Genomic DNA, 385 nt, shown 5'->3' with positions numbered 1-385 from the left:
TACGTCCTGCAACAGGGTGCTCAGACCGGCCAAGGCAGCGGCAACGTCCTCCAGCAAGGCGCACAGACCGGCCAGGGCACCGGCAACGTCCTCCAGCAAGGCGCACAGACCGGACGAGGCACCGGCAACGTCCTCCAGCAGGGTGCTCAGACCGGCCAGGGCAGCGGCAACGTCCTCCAGCAGGGTGCTCAGACCGGCCAAGGCAGCGGCAACGTCCTCCAGCAAGGCGCACAGACCGGCCCCGGTAACGGCAACGTCCTGCAACAGGGTGCTCAGACCGGCCAAGGCAGCGGCAACGTCCTGCAACAGGGTGCTCAGACCGGCCAAGGCAGCGGCAACGTCCTGCAACAGGGTGCTCAGACCGGCCAAGGCAGCGGCAACGTCC

General features: G+C 68.3%; 1 pseudogene. It reads right to left on the bottom strand.

Annotation, left to right across the window (positions count from 1 at the left end):
• Nucleotides 1-369: pseudogene (locus ABZZ04_RS12355) on the bottom strand (hypothetical protein); the annotation flags it as partial.
• Between the last annotated feature and the right edge of the window lie 16 nt (nt 370-385).

The organism is Streptomyces sp. NPDC006435 (assembly GCF_040612315.1).
Lineage (GTDB): Bacteria > Actinomycetota > Actinomycetes > Streptomycetales > Streptomycetaceae > Streptomyces.
This window is presented reverse-complemented; position numbering and strand designations above follow the sequence as displayed.